General features: G+C 67.4%; 5 protein-coding genes. 2 read left to right on the top strand and 3 right to left on the bottom strand.

Annotated elements, in window-relative coordinates:
• Positions 1 to 177: 177 nt before the first annotated feature.
• The 3 genes from Q0112_RS02385 to Q0112_RS02375 form a co-directional block, all read right to left on the bottom strand.
• Positions 178 to 636: a hypothetical protein gene (locus tag Q0112_RS02385; protein WP_297970903.1), complete on the bottom strand. Its 459-nt coding sequence runs from the start codon at positions 634 to 636 to the stop codon at positions 178 to 180.
• Entirely contained in the window at positions 633 to 1,088 is a 456-nt protein-coding gene (locus Q0112_RS02380) for a hypothetical protein (RefSeq protein WP_297970900.1), read from the bottom strand. Before Q0112_RS02380 ends, Q0112_RS02385 begins: the two co-directional genes overlap by 4 nt.
• Positions 1,089 to 1,251: 163 nt before the next feature.
• A complete protein-coding gene (locus Q0112_RS02375; RefSeq protein WP_297970897.1) occupies positions 1,252 to 2,211 on the bottom strand; it encodes a hypothetical protein in 960 nt (319 codons plus the stop codon).
• Positions 2,212 to 2,474: 263 nt separating this feature from the next.
• Between Q0112_RS02375 and Q0112_RS02370 the strand changes: the two genes are divergently transcribed.
• Complete coding sequence (locus tag Q0112_RS02370; protein ID WP_297970894.1) at positions 2,475 to 2,789, top strand: hypothetical protein; 315 nt, start codon at positions 2,475 to 2,477, stop codon at positions 2,787 to 2,789.
• Positions 2,790 to 2,853: 64 nt separating this feature from the next.
• A complete protein-coding gene (locus tag Q0112_RS02365) occupies positions 2,854 to 3,297 on the top strand; it encodes a hypothetical protein (RefSeq protein WP_297970891.1) in 444 nt (147 codons plus the stop codon).
• Positions 3,298 to 3,636: the final 339 nt, after the last annotated feature.

Below are 3,636 nucleotides of genomic sequence, written 5' to 3'. Positions count from 1 at the left end.
CGCAGCTCGTGCCTGACCGCTCGGCAGCACGACGTGGCTATGACCGTGAGTTCGACGGGCCATGGACGATGGTCTCCCGTGTCGCGACGCCCCTTTGGCGCGCGTCAAGGATCGGGCCGCCCCCTGAGTCGATCATGTGGCCGTCCGCCGAGGTCGGCCACGCCACCGGCTTCGACCTCATCCGAGGTCGTGGCCCTCCGAGCGGAGCTCCCCGCGGATCTTCAGCGATACATGCGCCGACACGAACTTGACCTGCGGCAGCGCGGTGACGTCTATTTTCCGGGCGCAACGCGCGATGGCCCACCATGGCGAGCCATACCGCGGCAGACCGACGCCGAGCCAGACGACGCTCGGCGTGGTGACCGGGTACAGGACTGCTGGCAGCTTGCCGCCGGTGGTCGCGCCCGGAGCCAGCACGTAACCGCGCCCCAGCACCGCCGCGACAGCGGCCCCGTCAGATCCGCCTCGCGCAACCGCAGCAGCGACCAGGAGCAGCCGGTAGCGCTCGACGATCTCGGGATCGACATCAACCGAGCGCAGGACGCCGGCCGGGCCGAAGCCGGCCAGTGCATATGCGGCGCGCAGAGCCGCCGCATACGCTCGGCACCTGCTCGGCGCCGGAACTTGGCTCATCATTCCGGGAAATCCCCCGGGAAGAGCCGGCGGGCGACCTGAAGTATCTCCCGCAACCTGTCGTCCACGGCCGTTGCGACCTCCTCGTTGAGACCGGGCACGCCCGCCCGGTCCTCGTTCAGCCGAGCGACGAGATCCTGAATCTTCTGGACGATCGCTGACCGATGCGTCGCGAGGATCCGCGCGAAGAGTTCCGGCGTGATGCAGGATTCGAAGCGGTTGCTCGTGGGGCCGTCGAACGAGGGCGGATGCAGCTTGGGAAAGCGCGTGAGGCGCACCGTGTCCCTGATCTGCATGAGCTCCCAGAGATTCTGCTGAGGAGAATGGTCACGCAGGGAGATGGAGACTCTGTCGTGATGGAGGCCGACGTGACGGACGCGCATGCGCGCGTGCTCGATCGAGAATCGCAAGACTTCATGAGCGCTCAGCGCCGGGCGCGAGCTGAAATCGGACATCGGTACCTCCCCTTCACGGCGCGCCGCGATGGCGCGCAGGTCAAGGAGGGTCCACCTCAAGCTCGAGATTGGCCGGCACGCGCCGCGGCGAAGCAGATTTCCGGTGGCGACAACGCCAGCCATCATCGCTCTCCCAAGGAAGCTGGAGACGCGCGACCTCCGACTATCCGCCGGGGTCGGCCGGGTAGTCGCTCTCGAGCAGCCTCCGGACCGCTTCGTTGAGCAGAGCGGTCCAGTCGGGAAAGAGCCCGAGCGCGATCATCTCGCGCGCGCCCTGCTCGAGCGGCGGGTCCAGGATCCTGCCGGCGGGGTCGGCCGCCACGGCCGCCAGAGCCTCGGATCGCATTCCCTCGTGCGTGTCGCCGCCTGGAATCGCCGCCGAGCCGGAATGTCCGGATGGACCGGACATAGATTCGACGCGCTCGACCGTGGCGGGCGCCTGCTCGGCGAGATCTACCGCGGTGGTGGTGGGCCGAGACGGCTCCGAGACAGAGGGGACAAGCGTGCTGAGCACCGGCGCCGGAGGCGCGGTCGTCGCTGCAGCCGCGCGCGCACCCGACGCGGCCACGGCGTCCGTCAGCAGTGGCAGCACCGCGGTGGTGGGCGCCTCGGCGTCGACGAGATCGGCGACGAGCACGGTGGTGGCGGGCGTGGCCGGGACGGGCTCGGCGGTCGTATCCTTCGTGATGGGGCTATGGCGCGGCCTCCTCTTGCGCATCCGGACCTCTGCGGCGCTCTCCGGGCGGTTCGGACCGCTATTGTTGATCTCGCCGGCGACGACGGGATGGCCGGCGGCGACGGCCTCCCTCTGCTCCGCCGTCGGCAACGGCTCCTTCTCGACACCGGGCTGCGTGGGAGGGATCGGCAGTCCCAGGAGCGCGGCGGCGGCCGTGGCCAGCCTCGCCTCGAGGTCGCACACCTGCAGCTCGAGCGTCGACACGCGCTCGAGAGCCGTCTCGAGTTCCTGCGACATCTGCATAAGCGCCACCGCGATCTCGTCGCGGATCGCACCGCTGAGATCGGCGAGGGGCGCAAGCACGCGGTCGAGCCGCGAGCTTGTTGCAGCGTCGGCGGGGAGGCCATGCGGACCCTGGGGGTTGCCGCTATGGGTGGCGATGCACATGATCGGGTCTCCTTCCATGCGCAGGAGATCGGGTCGGCTGGAGGTAGGAAATCCTGTTCAGAGGGATGGTTCGCCCGGTCTTCGCTGCGCGGGCAATCGTCAGGTTCTGGCGCTTCGGCGTGGCGACGCCTCGCTGCCGGCGGTCTCTACATTTCTATCTTTCTTTCCCCGCATCGGACTTCGGACGTGTCGCAGGCGGCCAATCTCATTGGTGAGCCGCACGCGGGGCACCCTTGACGATAGCATCAAGGACGCGGCTGCTCATGTTCGACGATCTCCCCAACGCCACCCAGCTCCCCGCGCAATCCGATCTGCGACTGCTCGCGCTCCGGTTCCTCGCGACGGCCGGACCCCGCCTCGCTCGAGCCGCTCAGCGGATCGGCGGCGAGGCCGGCGCGCCGCTGACGCACGCCCTGGGCGACATGATGATCGATCGGACGGTCGATCCGATGCACTGGCCGATCGACGCGATGGTTTCGATGCTCCACCGGCCCTCAGCTCGACAAGATGCGGAGGTCGATCGGCTGATCGAGAGCCTCTCTTACCTCCGCAGCAGGATCGACGACGGTCTCGACTGATCCTGGCTCCCTGTGCCACGGGCGCAGGGCCTTGACGCCAATCCCGGCGACAAGGAGACCGATCATGCAGATCGCTGTCAACTACGACGACTACCTGTCCGTCCTCGCCTATGTCCGGCACCTCTCCCGCAGGCTCGCACCGATCATTCGGGACGACCTGCCGGCCCTGCTCGGGCGTCGTACGCCGTCCGGGCTCGCCCGTGTTGCCCGTGCGGCTGAATGCGGGCGGCTATATGCCCGCGGCTACGCTCGCGACATGCTGCCGGTGCTTGCCGACGCCTGCACCATGGCCATCGAGGATGGTACCATGGTTGCCGGCGAATGGACCGAGGTCGGCTACAGCGACGCCGGGGTCGACTGGGCCTGGTACGAGGCCACGACATACACCGATGAGGCCCGGCGTCTGATGCCGCACCGCGCGATGGTTAGTGGGTTGATCGACCTGCTGGATCGGATCGATGATCTCGCCGCTGCGCAGCGGGATGCGGGCGAGCTTCTGAACCGGTAGAATCTCATCCACATCGCGGACCAGGAAATCGGCAACGCGCGTCCGGGGGGCTCCTTGGGCGCGCCAACACCATCGCACGCACTCGTTCCCTCTGCTTCTGTTCACCGTGCAGATCACGATAAGGGCTTTCCGACAGATGCACTCAGAAACAGATGCAACTCATCATCTGCTTCTGTTTTGCTTCTGTTGGCTGGGAATGTTCCGGTGCTGTTCCGGATAGGTTCCGCAGCGGTTGAGCTTCTGCCCAGATGGAAAATCCAGCCTATCCAATACGATAGTTCGGGCTCTCCCGGGTGATCTGCACGTCGTGCACATGGCTCTCCCGGAGCCCCGCCCCGG

Origin of the sequence: uncultured Amaricoccus sp. (genome assembly GCF_937858865.1) — a bacterium.
Classification (GTDB): Bacteria; Pseudomonadota; Alphaproteobacteria; order Rhodobacterales; family Rhodobacteraceae; genus Amaricoccus.
The sequence above is the reverse complement of the archived record's forward strand: the minus strand, read 5'-3'. Positions and strand labels throughout refer to the sequence as shown.